We start from the raw sequence: 15,786 nt of genomic DNA, 5'->3' as shown, positions 1-15,786 counted from the left end.
GCCCACTGCAAACTGATAACTGCAAACTGAAATGAAAAGGACATTTGTAATTTTTTACGCGCTCATCATCTATGCCGTTGCTCAACTGGTATGGTGGGGGTATATGTTGGTAACGCCTCATGCAAGGCCTATCAGTATGGTATTATGCGAGGGATCGATGTTTATATTGGTATTTACGTTGGGCGCCGTTAGCCTGCATAAAACCATCAATAAGGAGCGTAAGCTGCAGGAGCAAAAAAAGAACTTTTTACTTTCGGTAACGCATGAATTGAAATCGCCGCTGGCATCTATAAAAATCCTGCTGCAAACCATTCAAAAGCGCAACCTGACCAGGGAACAGGTGTTGGATTTTATCGATAAATCGCTGAACGATGTAGAGCGTCTGGATGATATGGTCGAGAATATGTTGTTGGCCTCTAAAATCGAAAACCAATCTTACACGTTCCCTAAAGCCAGCTTTAACCTTTCGGTTTTGGTGGATAGTATTGTAAACCGTTTGCAAATCAGCAAATGCGATTGCAACCAAATGATCATCGATGCCGAGATTGAGCCCAAAATAGAGATCACCGGCGATAAGTTCGCGCTTACATCCGTAGTAACCAATTTAATCGAGAACGCCGTAAAATATTCCAGCCCATGCTCGGCAGTGGTGGTTAAGTTGTTTTCAAAAGATGATAAGGTATACCTGGAAGTAGCCGACCAGGGCATCGGCATAGCCGACAATGAAAAAGCCCGCATTTTCGACCGTTTTTACCGTGTAGGCAGCGAGGAAACCCGCAACACCAAAGGAACCGGCCTGGGCCTGTATATAGTAAAAGAGGTGCTGGATAAGCACCATGCCAGTATTAAGGTGAAAGACAACCGCCCTGCTGGTAGTATTTTTGAAGTTGTTTTTGGATAACACGAATGGCACCAATTATATCGAATTTCACAAATCTGCTTCGATAATTTCAATGGCAATTCGTGTAATTAGATATAATTTGTGTGAATTGGTGCTTAATTATAATTCGTGTAATTCGATAAAGTTGGTGACAATTCGTGTTTATTAAATTAAAAGTTATATGCTTATCAAGAAAAGAATTCTATTAGCCGAAGACGAAGAGCATTTGTTGGAAGCCATTAAACTTAACCTGGAGCTGGAAGGTTATAAAGTTTCGACAGCTAAAAATGGTAAAAAGGCTTTGCAATTATTTAAAGAAGAGCGTTTTAACCTGGTGATATTGGACGTAATGATGCCCGAAATTGACGGCTTTGTGGTTGCAGAAACCATTCGACTGGAAAATACCGAGGTACCTATCATGTTCCTTACAGCCAAAAACACCAATGAAGACAAAATTTCGGGCCTTAAAAAAGGTGCCGACGATTATTTAACCAAGCCGTTTAACCTGGAAGAGCTTATTTTAAGGGTGAACAACCTGGTAAAACGCAGCCTGAAAGGCGATGACTTGAAAGAGTTTAACAGCTACAAAATTGGCGAAAAAACCATCCACTTTAACTCGTTTGAGCTGGTGAATGAAGATGGTTCTATCACCCCGCTTACCAAAAAAGAAACCATGTTGCTGAAGCTTTTAATTGAGCGCCGTAACGATGCCGTATCGCGCGAGCAGATACTGGAAACTGTTTGGAACTATGATGTGTACCCATCCACCCGTACTATCGATAACTTTATCCTAACCTTCCGTAAGTATTTTGAACCAGATCCTAAAAACCCGGTTTATTTTCACTCTATCCGTGGTGTAGGCTATAAATTTACCGATAATCAGCACTAATTAATGTTCAGTAACCGGGTGCGCATATTTATTGCATTTGTTTTCCTGCTATCGTTAGGCCTACTGCTGTACCTGCGCATTTATGAGCTTGCGGCTGTTGCTGCTATGATGATTTTGTTGCTAATATGGGATTACTTTAAACAGGGAACCCTGGTTGTTGCGGCCAAATATTTTCACCATAAGGAATTTGATAAGGCAGAGGCATCGTTGAAAGAAATCAGCAAACCCGAATGGCTGAGCAAAAAGCGCCGGGGTTATTATGAATTTATTTACGGCGGAATTTGTATACAAAAGCAGGATTTTAAAGCAGCCGAAAAGCATTATGAGATTGCAGCCCAATACCCGCTGCGATCAGTAAATGACCATGTAGCCGCGTTGGTTACCGTGGCCAATATCAGTATAAGGCATAATGATTATGATAAAGCCAAAGCCTACCTGCAATTGGCCGAGCAGCATGCCGATAAAATTACCGCCAAAATGAAGGATGTTATTAACAAACTTCATAAAGAGATTAAAACAAAAATATAGAGTTGAGAATCAAGAGTCAAGAATCAAGAATCAAGACATGAAAATGCAAAGCGTAAAAGTTGATCCAACTATGTCACTCTGCAAATTGTCGGTATGGTTACCGGCAATCAAAAGTCTTAACTCTTGATTCTTGATTCTTGACTCTTGACTCTCTTCAAAGATATGAGAGATTCGTTATTAATAAAGGCAGCTTTTTCCGAAAAAACAGAACGACCACCGGTATGGATGATGCGCCAGGCCGGCCGTTTCATGAAAGAATATTGGGACATCAAAAACAAGTATTCCTTTTTGGAAATGTGTAAAACACCTGAGCTTGCCGCCGATGTTACCATGCTGCCGGTTAATTTATTAGGCATAGATGGCGCCATCCTGTTTTCGGACATTTTGGTTACCGGTGAAGCTATGGGTGGCGATTTGAGTTTCAACGCCGGCACAGGTCCTAAGTTTGCCAACCCGGTGCGTACCCAAAAAGATATTGATAACCTGCAAACCGATGTAGGTGATAAATTACAATATGTTGCCGATGCTATCAAGGTGATTCAACAGCGTTTAAATGGCAGCATCCCGCTGATTGGTTTTGCGGGCGCGCCGTTCACGGTTATGAGCTACCTGGTTGAAGGCGGATCGTCAAAAGATTTTAAGCTCACCAAACTGATGCTGCACAATGAGCCGGCAATAGCCCATCAGCTGTTATCAAAAATTGCTACAGTTACGGCCGATTACCTGAACCTGCAAATTGAAGCCGGGGTAAACGCAGTACAAATTTTCGATAGCTGGGCACAGGCTTTGGCATGGGATGATTATAAGGAGTTTAGCCACTACTACATCCAACAGATCATCAGCAAGCTTAACCGTAAGGATATCCCTGTGATATCGTTCTGTAAAGGCAGTTCGGTTTTTGCACCGTTAATGGCCGAGGCTAAGCCGGATGTAGTATCGATTGACTGGAATGTTGATTTGCTGGATATCAAAAAACGTTTACCCGCCGGTGTAGCCGTACAGGGCAACCTTGATCCGCATATATTGTACGCCGATAAAAAAGTTATTAAAGACCGCATATACCGCCTGTTCGACCGGATGAAGGACGAGCCCGGCTTCATTTTCAACCTGGGCCACGGCATTATGCCCGATATCCCGTTTGATAATGTGAAATACGCGGTAGAGATTGTTAAGGAATACAGAAACTAAAAACAAATATGTCATTGCGAGCGATGGCGTGGCAATCTCGTAGCCATGCAATATCCGCCTTGCAAAGTTCGCGATTGCTTCGTTCCTCGCAATGACATACAAAAACGCCATCATGTACGAATACGTTCTCGCCATACATATCATTTTTGTAGTCTGCTGGATGGCGGGGTTGTTTTATAGCGTTCGCCTTTTTATATACCACACAGAGGCACAGGACAAGCCGGAACCAAACCGTACAATCCTTTCCGAGCAATTTGAGATTATTGAGCGGAAGCTATGGAACATCATCGCTATTCCATCGATGTACATCACTATAATAGCAGGCATCACAATGCTTACATTGAAGCCCGTATGGCTTCAGTTTGGATGGATTTATATTAAACTTAGCTTTGTAGTTATTCTGGTGATATACCATTTTATCTGCCAAAACAAAATAAAACAAATGCGCAGCGGTGTATTCAAATGGACATCTATACAACTCCGCCTTTGGAATGAGTTAGCCACTATCATCCTCTTTGCTATAGTGTTCCTTGTGGTACTTAAAAGCACGTTAAACTGGATTTTTGGCGTTGTTGGCCTGGTCGCCCTTTCGGTAATATTAATGATTGCAGTGAAAATTTATAAGCGGTTCAGGGAGAAGAATTAACAAAGAACTTCTATTCATGTGAATCGTCATTGAATTTGACCTTACCCCACAAATTCATTAATCCTTTTTGGTTTTCAAGGGTGATAAACAATTGTAAAGCATTTTCAACCATCACCTTATCAGATTTTATCCCGGTAACTTTTCGTGCTTTTTTCAGCAATTCTGTATCTACTTTAACTTTCATAGTTAATCAAAAATACGGCGAATAATTTAATATTTTTACTTAAGCTTCAACGCTTTCTTCCGCATCTTCTCCAGCATCATCTCCTAAAACAAACGGACCAGTCATAGCGCAATGATAGCCTATAACGAACGATGCCATCAATCCGGCACCTAAAATACTTTCTGCAATAAAATGTGATGTTTTTGAATTAAACAGGCATAGTAACAGTTCAAAAACACAAGTCCTCATTAACGATATCACTAAAAAAGTCATCTCGTTAAAAAAATACAATGTGATAAACAGGAAAACAATGTTCCTGGCCTTAAACTTTGCCCCGGAAGTACAGATTTGGATGGTTAATGCAAATAACACTAAAGGCATGTAAAGCCTTAAAATATAAATGACCGCACTGGCCCATTTTTCCAAATACCGGTTGTCTATGCCGTGGTGCAGTTGTCCTTTTAACTGGAAAAATGACAGGTCTAACAAACAACATATAAACAATATCGCTGCTAAGCAGGCTATATTCTTAATCGTTACCTTACCAACCTGGCTAATTGAAAAAATGGACACGAAAAAAATAAAAATGGACTTGGCATTGTCAACTACGCTATAAGTTTCATTGAAACTAAAACGGAGACTAAAAAAGCTTAATACACTTACGGGGATGCTTTTTACACTTTGATCATACTGGGTATAATTTGAAATTACCGCCGTTATTATACAGCTAATGCTTGTCAATAAAACAGCCTGCCAAATAGTTTTTGTGAAATGCTCCTGGTAAATATCGATAAGAGCTGCTGATTGCTTTTTAAAAAAGGTTGAATATTGCATGTGATACGGTTATACGTAAAAATATCAATTATTCTTTTACAATCACCCCATCTTTCATCACCAACTTCACCATTTTCAAAACTTTCATATCCTCAACCGGATTTCCGTCAACAGCAACCAGGTCCGCAAGGTATCCTGCCTTGATATTCCCCAAATCCTTCAATCCAAAAACTGCGGCGTTAACTGATGTTGCCGAGCGCAGTACCGCTAAGGGTTTCATGCCATATTCGGCCATTAATATCATTTCCTGGGCATTATCGCCGTGGCTGAATACACCAACATCGCCACCCATACAAATGGCAACACCGGCCTTTAATGCCTCGGTAAAAATGTAATGCTTTTGCTTCACCCCTGCCGGCTCCGGGTCGATGCCTTTCTTCCATCCTTTGTAGCTTGAAATAGATTCCGTAGCATTAAGGGTTGGGCAAAGGGCTATGCCTTTTTCTTTCATCAGCTTAAACAGTTCTGGCGTGCCACCGTCGCCATGCTCAATGGTAGTTACGCCTGCCGCTATGGCCCGGCGCATGCCTTCGGTAGTTGAGGCATGTACAGCAACCGTGCGGCCGCTGCTTTTAGCTACCTGTACAGCTACTTTCAGTTCTTCTTCGGTAAAAGTAGGGGCAGCAGTACCGTTTATCCCCCAACGATAGTCCACATAAATCTTTACCACATCTGCGCCATGGCCAATTTGCGACCGCACCACCCTGGCTATTCCATCAATACCGTCAGCTTCTTCTCCGCCTTTAATTATGCTGGCTTCGGCAACTTCCGATTTAGGGCCATAACTGCCGGTGGCTACAATTGCCCGGGTGGCTACCAACATCCTGGGGCCGGGGATTATGCCTTTTTCAATCGCAGTTTTTAAGCCCGCATCATCGTAGGCAGCGCCTTCGGTTCCAAGGTCACGCACGGTAGTAAAGCCGGCCATCAAAGTTTCGCGGGCATGGTTAACCGCACGGGCGGTACGCTCGGCACGGCTTTCGCCAAGTACCTGGTCGTTCCAGGCAGTTTCGTTATAGGGATGCAGGAAAAGATGCGAGTGGCCTTCAATCAGCCCGGGCATCAGGGTTGTGCCCTTCAGGTCAATCACCTTAGCATTGCCAGGTATTTTTATCGTAGCGGCCTCCCCTGCTGTTTCAATATGATTGCCTTTTACCAGTACCCACCAGCCTGTGTGCATCTGCTCACCATCGAAAACACGGTCGGGTTTCAGTAATATATAGGTTTCAGTTTTTTGGGCAAATATGGGCAGGCAAAAAATGAGGAGTATTATTGTGACTAGTGTTTTCTTCATTATAAATAAAGATAGCTTACTTTATAGGAGATTTAAAGTCGCCGCCCAATAATTAAAAAATATTTCAAACCCCATGCAACCATTTGCCCCAGGTTACCATCTTACTTTTAAATGATGTTTTTGGAACCTAAATATACTATCGAACAATTGGTTGACCGCTGCAAAGCGGGCGAGCGTAAGGCACAGGAATTGTTATACAAACAATTGGCGGGTAAAATGCTGGCCGTGTGTATGCGCTACGCTACCGATAGAATGGAGGCCGAAGACATGCTTCAAAACGGGTTTATCAAAGTTTTTGGCAAAATGGCCGATTACCGGGCAGACGGATCATTTGAAGGTTGGGTAAGGCGCATTATGGTACACAGTTCTATTGAATACTATCGTAAGCACCACAAAATGATGCAGGTGGTTGATATAGACGAGGCAGGCACCGAACCATCGGTTAACCCGATAGCTGCCGCCAACCTTGATGCTAAAGTACTGATGGGAATGATACAGCAACTTGCACCGGGTTACCGCATTGTATTTAACCTGTATGCTTTAGAAGGTTACGCACACAAAGAAATTGCCGAAATTGTAGGCATCACCGAAGGGGCATCAAAATCGCAGCTATCAAGGGCGAGAACGATATTAAAGGAACAAATTGCAAAAATGGAGAGCAAAAGCTATGGATATGCAGGATAAGGATCTGGACAAGCTATTTCAATCGGCATTAAACGATTACGAGATAGAACCATCTGCAAACGTGTGGACAGGGATTACCGGCGAATTGGATTCAGGCAAACGCAAAAAGGTATGGCTGCCATACCTGAGTATTGCGGCAGCGGCAGTTTTATTGATAACCGCCGGTGTTTTATTTGTCCCTAAAGAAGTAAAAACAATCAACCCTAAAAAAGATGGGCTGGCAGGTGTTAACCATCCAATAAAGCCAAAAATGGCTGTCGGGCCAATCCAGGCGGCACGGCCTGAAATTGCTGCCGGTAAAAAGCCGGAGGAAGTGGCGGCAGCGCCAGCTAACAGTTTGGCGGCTATCAGCATACACAAACGGAATAAAAAAGCGGTTATTACAGCAATCCCGGTTACAGCCGCGTCTGCCGGGGATATTGCAAAGCCCGACGATCCTCAGCCGGCATTAGCGTCAGCAACTAATAAGCGGGAAGTAAAAGTTGCGGTACAGCCGGATAGTGTTACCAGGATATTCCCAAAGCATATTGACGAAGCCCCGGTTTTTGCAAATATTAAATCGCCCGTTGTCCCGACAGAAGTGGCAACTATTAAGCCAGCTACGCCAGCAAAAAAGCATAAGATCCGCAGTTTGGGCGATGTGTTTAATGTGATGATAGCCGCTGTTGATAAGCGGAAAGACAAGATCATTGAATTTAGCAATACCGATGAGGACGATGCCACCATTACCGGCGTAAACCTGGGCATTATCAAAGTGAAAAAAGAAAAATAAAATCTAAAGAAAAAATATATACCAGATAATATGAAACGTTTAATTTTAACGGCAATGCTATGCGTTGCAGCAAGCTACGGCTTTGCCCAAACCACCACAACTACTACCACAACAACCGATACCATCAAAACAGCTTCAGATACCACTATAGTTACTAAAAAAAGGGTTAGGGTGAAACTGGGTGTGGGTAATGATGCACCGTATGTATCGCCATATACCAACGATACCACAAAAGTACAGCGGACTAAAGCGCCCGGCTTTTCGTTTGGGATAACTTTTTCAAGGATCGACCTGGGTTTTGCAACCCTGATTGACAATGGCAGTTTCACCTTATCCGATAAAAATAAGTTCCTCAGCTATCGCCAGGCCAAAACAGCCAACTTTGGTTTTGATGTGGTGCAGTTTGGTTACCGTTTTAACAGTGCCTTCAAAATATATGTTTCGGGCGGGTTCGACTGGACCAACATCCGTTTGCGCCAGGACATTACTATACAACGCAATGCACCCGTGTTAACGTATCTGCCGGATAGCATTCACTTCAGCAAAAACCGGTTTTCATCAAGTTACCTGCGTATCCCGTTATCGTTTTACTACCGCAGTCATGAAGATAGCCGCGGCAATTATTTCCGCCTGGTTGCCGGCCCGGAAGTGGGCATCCTGCTTAACGGCCGCGTAAAACAAATCAGCGACGAACGCGGCAAGCAAAAGTTTGATGATGATTATCATTTTGCCAAACTACGCACCGGGGCATTCGTCCGAATGGGCTATGGTATCATGGGCATCTACGCCAAGTACTACTTTAACGATATGTTTGAAAACAGTCCCGAACAAAAAGGATTGAAGAACTTCAGCTTTGGATTGACTTTAGGCTTCTAAAACACGATTTTCAAGATTATACATGATTAACAGGATTTTTGGAGAGGCGCATTACATGTGCCTCTTCATTTTGATACGATTTAAGGATTGACGTAGATACCCGGATAAGCTTTAATAAATCTGATCCATTTTTGCTGTTTTCTGTCCGCTACGCAAAAATCCTGTCAATCCTGCTAAATCCCTAAATCGTATTATCTTTGCTTTGATGTCAGACACTCCTTTTTTGCAGGCCATTGCTGTAAGTAAAATATATCCCGGTAAGCAGGCGGCCGGTGTTAAAACTACCAGTATATCCATCTCTCCCGGTAAAATAACAGCTATTATTGGCGAGAGCGGCAGCGGAAAAAGCACGCTATTACGCCTATTATACGGTTTGCTTTCGCCGGATGAAGGCGTCGTCAAATTTAAAGGCGAACGCATCTGGGGGCCTGAAGAAAAGCTGATTCCCGGCCATGATGCCATGAAAATGGTTACCCAGCATACCGACGACCTGAACCTGTTTGCCAAAGTTTGGGATAATGTAGCGGCAATGCTGCCTGCAACCGACCTAAAAGCAAAAAAGGAAAAAACCGAGCAAATTTTAACACAACTTAACATGCTCCACATGGCCGACAAACGGGTGGCCGACCTGAGTGGCGGCGAAAAGCAGCGCGTGGCCATTGCAAGGGCGATAATTACCCGTCCGCAGGTTTTACTACTGGATGAGCCGTTTAACCAGGTGGATACATCGTTCAGGGAGGGTTTGCAGCAGGACATTAGGCAAATTGTAAAAGAGCTTGGTATTACAGTGATCATGGTATCACATGACCCGGCCGAGGTGCTATCTATGGCAGATGAACTGGTAGTGATAAAAAACGGCCAGATTGTGGAGCAGGGGCACCCCAAAATGCTGTATCAACACCCGCAACATTTGTATACCGCCCAACTGTTAAGCAACTGTAACGTGCTTAGCGCTGCCGACGCGCAGATTTGCGGTATCGAAACCATAAAAGATCACCTGGTAATTTATCCTGACTGGATAAGAATCAAACTGATCTCATCAACCAAAAGCTGGGCAATAAAACAGATCCTTTTCCGGGGATTTTATGAAGACCTGATACTCGAAAAAGAAGGCGTGCTACTCCGCGTATCCAATGGCGAACCCGATAGTTACAAAGAGGGCGATATGGTATCGGTTAGGTTTTGGAAGTGGCTGGAATATTAGTGAACATCATGTGAGTCATCAAATTCATCATATTCAATAAACCGTTCCTGAAGCTGGATCCATTTTTTTTTGTCGGCAGCTGACCAAATCTCCGTTTTTTCCCAAATGCTACCATCGGGCCAAATTAGCTTTCCTTTTATCGCCCTATATTTTAAATCGTACACGTCGTCAACATTTTTGAATGCCCACAATTTCCATTTTGTAATATTAAAACTCCAATAAAGCCAGGCTCCTGTAAATCCTAATATAAAAACAATCAACGCTATCCACTGAGGAAAAGCGGGAAATGTTGTCAAATAATACGCAACGCCAAATCCGACCATCTGTATTGCGAAAACAGGGTAATTTATCATGCGTTGACCCTTTTTTAACGCTTCATCAACAGTAACGGTTTCAGACATTGCTTAACAAGATTTATAGGCATCAAGTTAGCAATATCCTCGCCAAAATTAAACCACCCCTTCAACAAATTTACATTTATGGAATGTGATAAGAATAGCGATCAGCGAAAGAAAAAGATAGGTAAAGGTGTACAAATAGGTAATTTGGGCCGGTGTGCCTCCGATGGCAAGCGTCATCATCAGTAAAAACCCCACAGGAATTGCCAAAACTGCAATAATTATAGGCACCAACATAAAAAAGTAAATATTAATCCTTGTTAAAGTAAAGTAGTAGATAAAGTTAAACAGATAAGTTAAGCCTATGCAGATGAATATATTCCATTCAAAATCGTCGCCCTTACGATGGATAAACCACTCAAAACAATTGGCCCAAAAAAAGGCGAAGCCAGTCAGTAAAGCGATGTAGGCGATAACCTCAAGAATGATCTTGTTTTTCAGCGATATAAATACAATTGGATATTAAAATATAGCGAGAATTACCCCGGCAAGTTTAAAGATCTTTAATTGTAGAAACATTCTTCCAAAGCAAGTTATAATATCATTTTCCATCTTAAATTTCAAATATCTGTTTGCTTTGATTTAACGAGTATTTAAATTTACTTCGCTAAATGAATTTAGACCGCTACGCTTACTTCACTGCAAATTACCAGGACTATGTTTTTTATAGTGAAGGTCCAAAAGGTAAGATTAAAAAAGTAATCAGGTTTACCAAGGTACAGGAAATTCCTGCCATTTATAACCTGGCTTTCGGAGATGAAGACCCTGAAACTGGATCTATTAGTGATATGGTTACCACCGATAATAACGATAGAGATATTGTACTTGCTACAGTAGCAAATAGTATCATCGATTTTAGTGACCACTTTGGAAATCATTACATCTATGCTGAGGGCAGCACATTAGCACGAACACGATTGTACCAAATGGGAATTTTAAGATTATGGGACGATATTAGAATAGATTTCGATATTTACGGGCTAATAGACGGTGTGCCATCAGAGTTTAAGAAGAACGTCAATTATGATGCATTCTTGGTGAAAAGAAAATAGAATCGTATATTTGATATAGAAAAAATTGAGAGTTATGGCTATTGTAAAAAAAGCAGGAGTTGAAAAAGGACACGGGAATGCTATTTTAAGCAACGATGTTAAAAGCTATGCTAATGACCCTTTTTTCATAAAGAAGGCTGAAGAAGCAAGAAAAGCGGTTAGTAAGATTATTCTACCTGAAAGTAAAAAAAGCTAATATTTATTACGACAATAAATAAAAGGCTGGATTTATCCGGCTTTTTTTATGAATATCAATTTGATTTGATGCTTATTGATCTTTCTATAAAAAATTGAGGAAAATTAAGCTGGAAGCTTAATTTATGCATTACCACGAGTTACACTTCGTTAAACTCGCGGTAGCAGCAATTAATGAAAATCAATTCTCATTAATCAATATATCCTTAGCCATAACCATTGGCACACTGATATATTTTTTTTCCATGTAGTTAATTACTTTTTCCAGGATATCGCGCGATTGCTGATCCATACTTTGTACTTCATCGGCAAAAACAGAATTGATGGCCGTATTGCGGATCTCTTTTATCTTTTCGGGCACCTGGCGCATGGCTACTTCAATACGGCGTTGTTTCAGTTGGGTTAAGAACTCGGCTATGTTTTGTTCAATAATACCTTCGGCATGTACCAACTCGTGGTAGCGCTCCTGCAGGTTACGTTTGGCAACCTCGTTTAATGAATGTACTTCGATAAAGTTAACCGGGAATTGCTCTAAAACTTCTGGAGCGGTATCGTTAGGGATGGCCAAATCAACGATGGTTTTTTTGCCGGTTTCGCCGTTGAGCAGCGATTGGTAAATTTCGGTGGTGATGATAGGCTCAACTGCCGATGTGCAGGTGATAATGGCGTCGAAGCCTTTATTGTATGTTTTAAGCGCTTCCAGATCAAATGCCTCGCCGCCCAGGTCTTTGGCTAACTGTGTAGCCTTTGAAACCGTCCGGTTAAAAACCGCGAAGTTGCTGAACTTATGTTTTTGCAGGTACTTAGAGATATTACGGTTGGTTTCGCCGGCTCCGATAATCAATATGCGGGCATTTGAGCAAAGGTTCAAATCTTTAAGCTTGCGATAAGCTAACGAGACAACCGAAATAGGATTTTTTGAGATATTGGTATGGGTATAAACTTCCTTGGCTGTTTTAACCACACAGTTCATAATCATACGTAATCCGTCGCCGGTAAGGCCGGCTTCTTTGCAGTGTTCATATGCTTTGCGCAGCTGGGCCAATATCTCCTTTTCGCCAACTATCAAACTCTCTAACGAGCATGAAGTACGCAGCAGGTGCACCATGGCTTCCTGGTCTTCATAAATGGAAGCGCCATCCATGAAGGTACTCAAGGAATGCTCACACAGTTCGGTATTAAAAGCCTCAATAAAACGTTTGGCAAAATCCTTATCAACCACCTGTGGGGTAGTCATAACAAATTCCACACGGTTACATGTAGCCAGATAGAATATTTCCGGTATTCCAAATTGAGTTTTAACCTGTTGAAGCTTTTCAGTCAGATTTTCCTGGCAAACCACCAATCTTCCTATTTCCTTCAGTTCAATCTGTTTGTGTGTAAAAGCAATAACCTTTAAATACTTCAAAGCAGTTTTAAATTTGACCGAACAAAAATATCACTATAAAAGGGATGCAATGTCAACACTTTGTCAAACAGGCGTATTTAGAACGGTTATAAATTAGCATAAAATGACTTAAAAACCGCATTTAAACTGTCGAAAACCCTATTTAACAAAATATCGGATATCTGTAGTGCATATACTTAAAAACAAAAGTTTGATAAGAAACTTGGGCTAATTTAAATGTAGTGCGTTTGGCGGCTGGTTTCGCACCGCGCTGCAACCGGGCATTAACTCTTTGTGATGCGGCGCCGCAAAAGTTAACGTTAAAAGCTTACCTTAAGGGCAAAACAAATCCTCTGCATTTTTATTAAGCATACAGAATATCAAAACAAAAATATGGATCTGCAAAGTGTTGAAATGCGTAACCTGGAAGTACAGGATTACCAGGAGCTAAAAAAATCGATGAAGTCGGCATATATGGATATGGATGAGGATTACTGGGACGCCAATTCCATTAAAAAGCTTATTAAAATATTCCCCGAAGGACAGATTTGCGTAACCGTGAACGATGTGGTGGTTGGCTGCGCGTTGGCCATTATAGTCGACTATCAAAAATTTGGCGATAACCATACTTACAAACAAATAACCGGCGACAGTACTTTTAAAACCCATACCGATAAGGGAGATGTATTATATGGTATTGATGTTTTTATCCATCCAAAGTATCGTGGCCTGCGCCTGGCCCGCCGCCTTTATGATGCCCGCAAGGCACTGTGCGAAAAGCTTAACCTTAAAAGCATCATTGCCGGTGGCCGTATCCCCAATTATCAGAAGTTTCAGAACGATCTTACACCCCGCCAGTATATTGATAAGGTAAAGTATAAAGAGATATATGACCCTACCCTGTCGTTCCAGTTGGCCAATGATTTTCACGTACGCAAAGTGCTGCGTAATTACCTCCCCGAGGATAGCCGCAGCAAAGGGTTTGCTACCTTGATTGAGTGGAACAATGTATATTACGAGGAAATAAGCACCGCTATTAACCAAAAAACAGTAGTACGCATTGGTCTGGTACAGTGGCAGATGCGCCCTTACAATAACATCAGCGAACTGTTAAAGCATGCCGAATATTTTGTAGACGCGGTAAGCGATTACCAGGCAGATTTTATACTGTTCCCCGAGTTATTCGGCACTCCTTTAATGGCCGATTACAACCACATGGATAGCGCCAAAGCCATGCGCGAGCTGGCCAAATATACCCAGCCCATTATCGAAGAATTTTCAAAACTGGCGGTATCGTACAATGTAAATATCATAGCGGGTAGCATGCCTACCATTTTTGAAGATTCGTTATACAATGTATCGTACCTCTTCAGGCGCAATGGCAGTATGGAAGAGGTTTATAAGATCCACCCTACCCCGTCCGAGATCAGCTCATGGGGTATCCGCGGCGGCGATGAGGTAAAGGTTTTTGAAACGGATTCGGGTAAAATCGGGATCCTGATTTGTTATGATGTGGAGTTCCCCGAGTTATCGCGCATTTTGGCCAGCCAGGATATGCAAATCCTGTTTGTGCCATTTTTAACCGATACTCAAAATGGCTACAACCGGGTTAAATTCTGCTCGCAGGCGCGCGCCGTCGAGAATGAATGTTATGTAGCCATAGCGGGCTGCGTGGGCAACCTGCCCAATGTAAATAACATGGGCATCAGCTACGCGCAGTCGGCGGTGTTTACGCCATCTGATTTTGGTTTCCCTACCAATGGCATTCAGTCCGAGGCGACTCCAAACAGCGAAATGATTGTGATTGCCGATGTTGACCTTTCATTACTGGACGAACTACATGAATACGGCAGTGTACAAAATTTGAAAGACCGCCGGACCGATTTGTATAATATTACATTTAACGGAAAAAAAGTGTAGTATTGAGTAATGATCCGCAAAGATAATTACACCCTCCCTGGCGCCAAAGGCAGGCCCATGCTCATAGATGTAACTTACGATGACGCTTTTAAAAACGCACCTGTAGTTATCTTCGCACATGGCTTTAAAGGTTTTAAAGATTGGGGCACGCATAATTTAGTGGCCGGCTACTTTGCCAACGCTGGTTTTAAATACCTGAAGTTCAACTTTTCGCACAACGGCACAACACCCGATACCCCCCTTGATTTTACCGATCTGATAGCCTTTAGCGATAATACATTTTCGATAGAGCTGGAAGATCTGGATACCATTATTGATTTTGCCTGCAGCGGATCGGGCATGGCGGCGGCAAATGGGGTATACCTGATAGGCCATAGCATGGGCGGCGGCATCAGTATCATCAAATCGGCCGAAGACAGCCGGATAAAAAAGCTGGTTACCATGGCATCTATATCAAGCTTTTATAATCTTTGGCCCGAAGAAATAGAGATACAATGGCGGCTACAGGGTATTATATACATGCCTAACAAGCGTACAGGGCAACAAATGCCCTTAAAATCTACCTTGCTGGGCGATCTGGATAAGTATCCTAAACGCCTCGACATATTGGCGCAGGCAACTAAGGTTAAACAACCCTGGCTGCTAATGCACGGTAACGCAGACCCTACCGTACCGCTAAGCCACGCAGAAGAACTATATGCCGCGCACCCTGATGCTGAATTTTTTATTTTGCCTGGCGGCGATCATACTTTTGGCGGTGCCCACCCTTATTTAAACGATGTTTTACCAACATCACTGGTTACATTTTGCGACAGGGTAATATCATTTTTAAGTAAATAAAACCGCCAACAACAATCTATCGTAACTTTTTCGTGT

General features: G+C 42.4%; 18 protein-coding genes. 13 read left to right on the top strand and 5 right to left on the bottom strand.

All coding sequences use genetic code 11. From position 1 onward, the window contains the following. The first annotated feature begins 31 nt into the window (after positions 1–31). The 5 genes from AC1DXF_RS14895 to AC1DXF_RS14875 all read left to right on the top strand — a co-directional run bounded on the left by AC1DXF_RS14895 (position 32) and on the right by AC1DXF_RS14875 (position 4,131). Positions 32–901, top strand: coding sequence for a sensor histidine kinase (locus AC1DXF_RS14895; protein WP_477449517.1), 870 nt, complete (start codon positions 32–34; stop codon positions 899–901). 160 nt (positions 902–1,061) lie between these two features. After that, positions 1,062–1,769: a response regulator transcription factor gene (locus tag AC1DXF_RS14890; RefSeq protein ID WP_477449516.1), complete on the top strand. Its 708-nt coding sequence runs from the start codon at positions 1,062–1,064 to the stop codon at positions 1,767–1,769. A gap of 3 nt (positions 1,770–1,772) precedes the next feature. Further along, on the top strand, positions 1,773–2,297 hold the full coding sequence (locus tag AC1DXF_RS14885; RefSeq protein ID WP_477449515.1) for a tetratricopeptide repeat protein: 525 nt from the start codon (positions 1,773–1,775) through the stop codon (positions 2,295–2,297). A gap of 162 nt (positions 2,298–2,459) precedes the next feature. Then, positions 2,460–3,485 carry a uroporphyrinogen decarboxylase gene (gene hemE, locus AC1DXF_RS14880; RefSeq protein WP_477449514.1) on the top strand — a complete coding sequence of 342 codons (1,026 nt, stop codon included), beginning with the start codon at positions 2,460–2,462 and terminating at the stop codon, positions 3,483–3,485. Positions 3,486–3,597: 112 nt separating this feature from the next. Next, positions 3,598–4,131 carry a CopD family protein gene (locus tag AC1DXF_RS14875; RefSeq protein WP_477449513.1) on the top strand — a complete coding sequence of 178 codons (534 nt, stop codon included), beginning with the start codon at positions 3,598–3,600 and terminating at the stop codon, positions 4,129–4,131. Between the two features lie 10 nt (positions 4,132–4,141). Here the strand turns inward: AC1DXF_RS14875 and AC1DXF_RS14870 are convergent, their stop codons facing one another. The 3 genes from AC1DXF_RS14870 to AC1DXF_RS14860 are packed head-to-tail and all read right to left on the bottom strand — an operon-like array spanning position 4,142 to position 6,422. Then, positions 4,142–4,315 (bottom strand): hypothetical protein, encoded by a 174-nt coding sequence (locus AC1DXF_RS14870; RefSeq protein WP_477449512.1) that lies wholly within the window; start codon positions 4,313–4,315, stop codon positions 4,142–4,144. A 39-nt stretch (positions 4,316–4,354) separates the two neighbouring features. Beyond that, positions 4,355–5,128: a hypothetical protein gene (locus AC1DXF_RS14865; RefSeq protein ID WP_477449511.1), complete on the bottom strand. Its 774-nt coding sequence runs from the start codon at positions 5,126–5,128 to the stop codon at positions 4,355–4,357. Between the two features lie 28 nt (positions 5,129–5,156). Continuing rightward, complete coding sequence (locus AC1DXF_RS14860; RefSeq protein WP_477449510.1) at positions 5,157–6,422, bottom strand: metal-dependent hydrolase family protein; 1,266 nt, start codon at positions 6,420–6,422, stop codon at positions 5,157–5,159. 111 nt (positions 6,423–6,533) lie between these two features. Between AC1DXF_RS14860 and AC1DXF_RS14855 the strand changes: the two genes are divergently transcribed. The 4 genes from AC1DXF_RS14855 (at position 6,534) to AC1DXF_RS14840 (ending at position 9,958) form a co-directional block, all read left to right on the top strand. After that, entirely contained in the window at positions 6,534–7,106 is a 573-nt protein-coding gene (locus tag AC1DXF_RS14855) for an RNA polymerase sigma factor (protein ID WP_477449509.1), read from the top strand. Next, complete coding sequence (locus tag AC1DXF_RS14850) at positions 7,066–7,878, top strand: hypothetical protein (RefSeq protein WP_477449508.1); 813 nt, start codon at positions 7,066–7,068, stop codon at positions 7,876–7,878. The genes AC1DXF_RS14855 and AC1DXF_RS14850 overlap by 41 nt, the downstream gene beginning before the upstream one ends. A 30-nt stretch (positions 7,879–7,908) precedes the next feature. Then, positions 7,909–8,754: an outer membrane beta-barrel protein gene (locus AC1DXF_RS14845; RefSeq protein WP_477449507.1), complete on the top strand. Its 846-nt coding sequence runs from the start codon at positions 7,909–7,911 to the stop codon at positions 8,752–8,754. A gap of 205 nt (positions 8,755–8,959) precedes the next feature. After that, positions 8,960–9,958 carry an ABC transporter ATP-binding protein gene (locus AC1DXF_RS14840; RefSeq protein WP_477449506.1) on the top strand — a complete coding sequence of 333 codons (999 nt, stop codon included), beginning with the start codon at positions 8,960–8,962 and terminating at the stop codon, positions 9,956–9,958. Here the strand turns inward: AC1DXF_RS14840 and AC1DXF_RS14835 are convergent. Further along, entirely contained in the window at positions 9,955–10,359 is a 405-nt protein-coding gene (locus tag AC1DXF_RS14835; protein ID WP_477449505.1) for a hypothetical protein, read from the bottom strand. The genes AC1DXF_RS14840 and AC1DXF_RS14835 overlap by 4 nt on opposite strands. Positions 10,360–10,967: 608 nt before the next feature. Between AC1DXF_RS14835 and AC1DXF_RS14830 the strand changes: the two genes are divergently transcribed. After that, positions 10,968–11,408, top strand: coding sequence for a DUF6934 family protein (locus tag AC1DXF_RS14830; RefSeq protein WP_477449504.1), 441 nt, complete (start codon positions 10,968–10,970; stop codon positions 11,406–11,408). 34 nt (positions 11,409–11,442) lie between these two features. Then, positions 11,443–11,604 (top strand): hypothetical protein, encoded by a 162-nt coding sequence (locus tag AC1DXF_RS14825; protein ID WP_477449503.1) that lies wholly within the window; start codon positions 11,443–11,445, stop codon positions 11,602–11,604. 180 nt (positions 11,605–11,784) lie between these two features. Here the strand turns inward: AC1DXF_RS14825 and hemA are convergent, their stop codons facing one another. Further along, positions 11,785–13,011: a glutamyl-tRNA reductase gene (gene hemA, locus AC1DXF_RS14820; protein WP_477449502.1), complete on the bottom strand. Its 1,227-nt coding sequence runs from the start codon at positions 13,009–13,011 to the stop codon at positions 11,785–11,787. Between the two features lie 372 nt (positions 13,012–13,383). On the opposite strand from hemA, the gene AC1DXF_RS14815 reads away from it, so the two are divergent. Next, complete coding sequence (locus AC1DXF_RS14815) at positions 13,384–14,910, top strand: GNAT family N-acetyltransferase (RefSeq protein WP_477449501.1); 1,527 nt, start codon at positions 13,384–13,386, stop codon at positions 14,908–14,910. A 9-nt stretch (positions 14,911–14,919) separates the two neighbouring features. Continuing rightward, positions 14,920–15,750, top strand: coding sequence for an alpha/beta hydrolase family protein (locus AC1DXF_RS14810; RefSeq protein WP_477449500.1), 831 nt, complete (start codon positions 14,920–14,922; stop codon positions 15,748–15,750). Positions 15,751–15,786 lie beyond the last annotated feature (36 nt).

The sequence above is a fragment of the Mucilaginibacter sp. P2_A5 genome, from assembly GCF_056404995.1.
The sequence above is the reverse complement of the archived record's forward strand: the minus strand, read 5'-3'. Positions and strand labels throughout refer to the sequence as shown.

Bases quoted from the DNA above. Each gene is read 5' to 3' on its own strand.
- AC1DXF_RS14845 (WP_477449507.1), top strand. From the start codon at position 7,909: ATGAAACGTTTAATTTTAACGGCAATGCTATGCGTTGCAGCAAGCTAC.
- AC1DXF_RS14860 (WP_477449510.1), bottom strand. From the start codon at position 6,422: ATGAAGAAAACACTAGTCACAATAATACTCCTCATTTTTTGCCTGCCC.
- AC1DXF_RS14840 (WP_477449506.1), top strand. From the start codon at position 8,960: ATGTCAGACACTCCTTTTTTGCAGGCCATTGCTGTAAGTAAAATATAT.
- AC1DXF_RS14865 (WP_477449511.1), bottom strand. From the start codon at position 5,128: ATGCAATATTCAACCTTTTTTAAAAAGCAATCAGCAGCTCTTATCGAT.
- AC1DXF_RS14870 (WP_477449512.1), bottom strand. From the start codon at position 4,315: ATGAAAGTTAAAGTAGATACAGAATTGCTGAAAAAAGCACGAAAAGTT.
- hemE (WP_477449514.1), top strand. From the start codon at position 2,460: ATGAGAGATTCGTTATTAATAAAGGCAGCTTTTTCCGAAAAAACAGAA.
- AC1DXF_RS14815 (WP_477449501.1), top strand. From the start codon at position 13,384: ATGGATCTGCAAAGTGTTGAAATGCGTAACCTGGAAGTACAGGATTAC.
- AC1DXF_RS14895 (WP_477449517.1), top strand. From the start codon at position 32: ATGAAAAGGACATTTGTAATTTTTTACGCGCTCATCATCTATGCCGTT.
- AC1DXF_RS14835 (WP_477449505.1), bottom strand. From the start codon at position 10,359: ATGTCTGAAACCGTTACTGTTGATGAAGCGTTAAAAAAGGGTCAACGC.
- AC1DXF_RS14890 (WP_477449516.1), top strand. From the start codon at position 1,062: ATGCTTATCAAGAAAAGAATTCTATTAGCCGAAGACGAAGAGCATTTG.
- AC1DXF_RS14855 (WP_477449509.1), top strand. From the start codon at position 6,534: ATGATGTTTTTGGAACCTAAATATACTATCGAACAATTGGTTGACCGC.
- AC1DXF_RS14875 (WP_477449513.1), top strand. From the start codon at position 3,598: ATGTACGAATACGTTCTCGCCATACATATCATTTTTGTAGTCTGCTGG.
- AC1DXF_RS14825 (WP_477449503.1), top strand. From the start codon at position 11,443: ATGGCTATTGTAAAAAAAGCAGGAGTTGAAAAAGGACACGGGAATGCT.
- AC1DXF_RS14885 (WP_477449515.1), top strand. From the start codon at position 1,773: ATGTTCAGTAACCGGGTGCGCATATTTATTGCATTTGTTTTCCTGCTA.
- AC1DXF_RS14830 (WP_477449504.1), top strand. From the start codon at position 10,968: ATGAATTTAGACCGCTACGCTTACTTCACTGCAAATTACCAGGACTAT.
- AC1DXF_RS14810 (WP_477449500.1), top strand. From the start codon at position 14,920: ATGATCCGCAAAGATAATTACACCCTCCCTGGCGCCAAAGGCAGGCCC.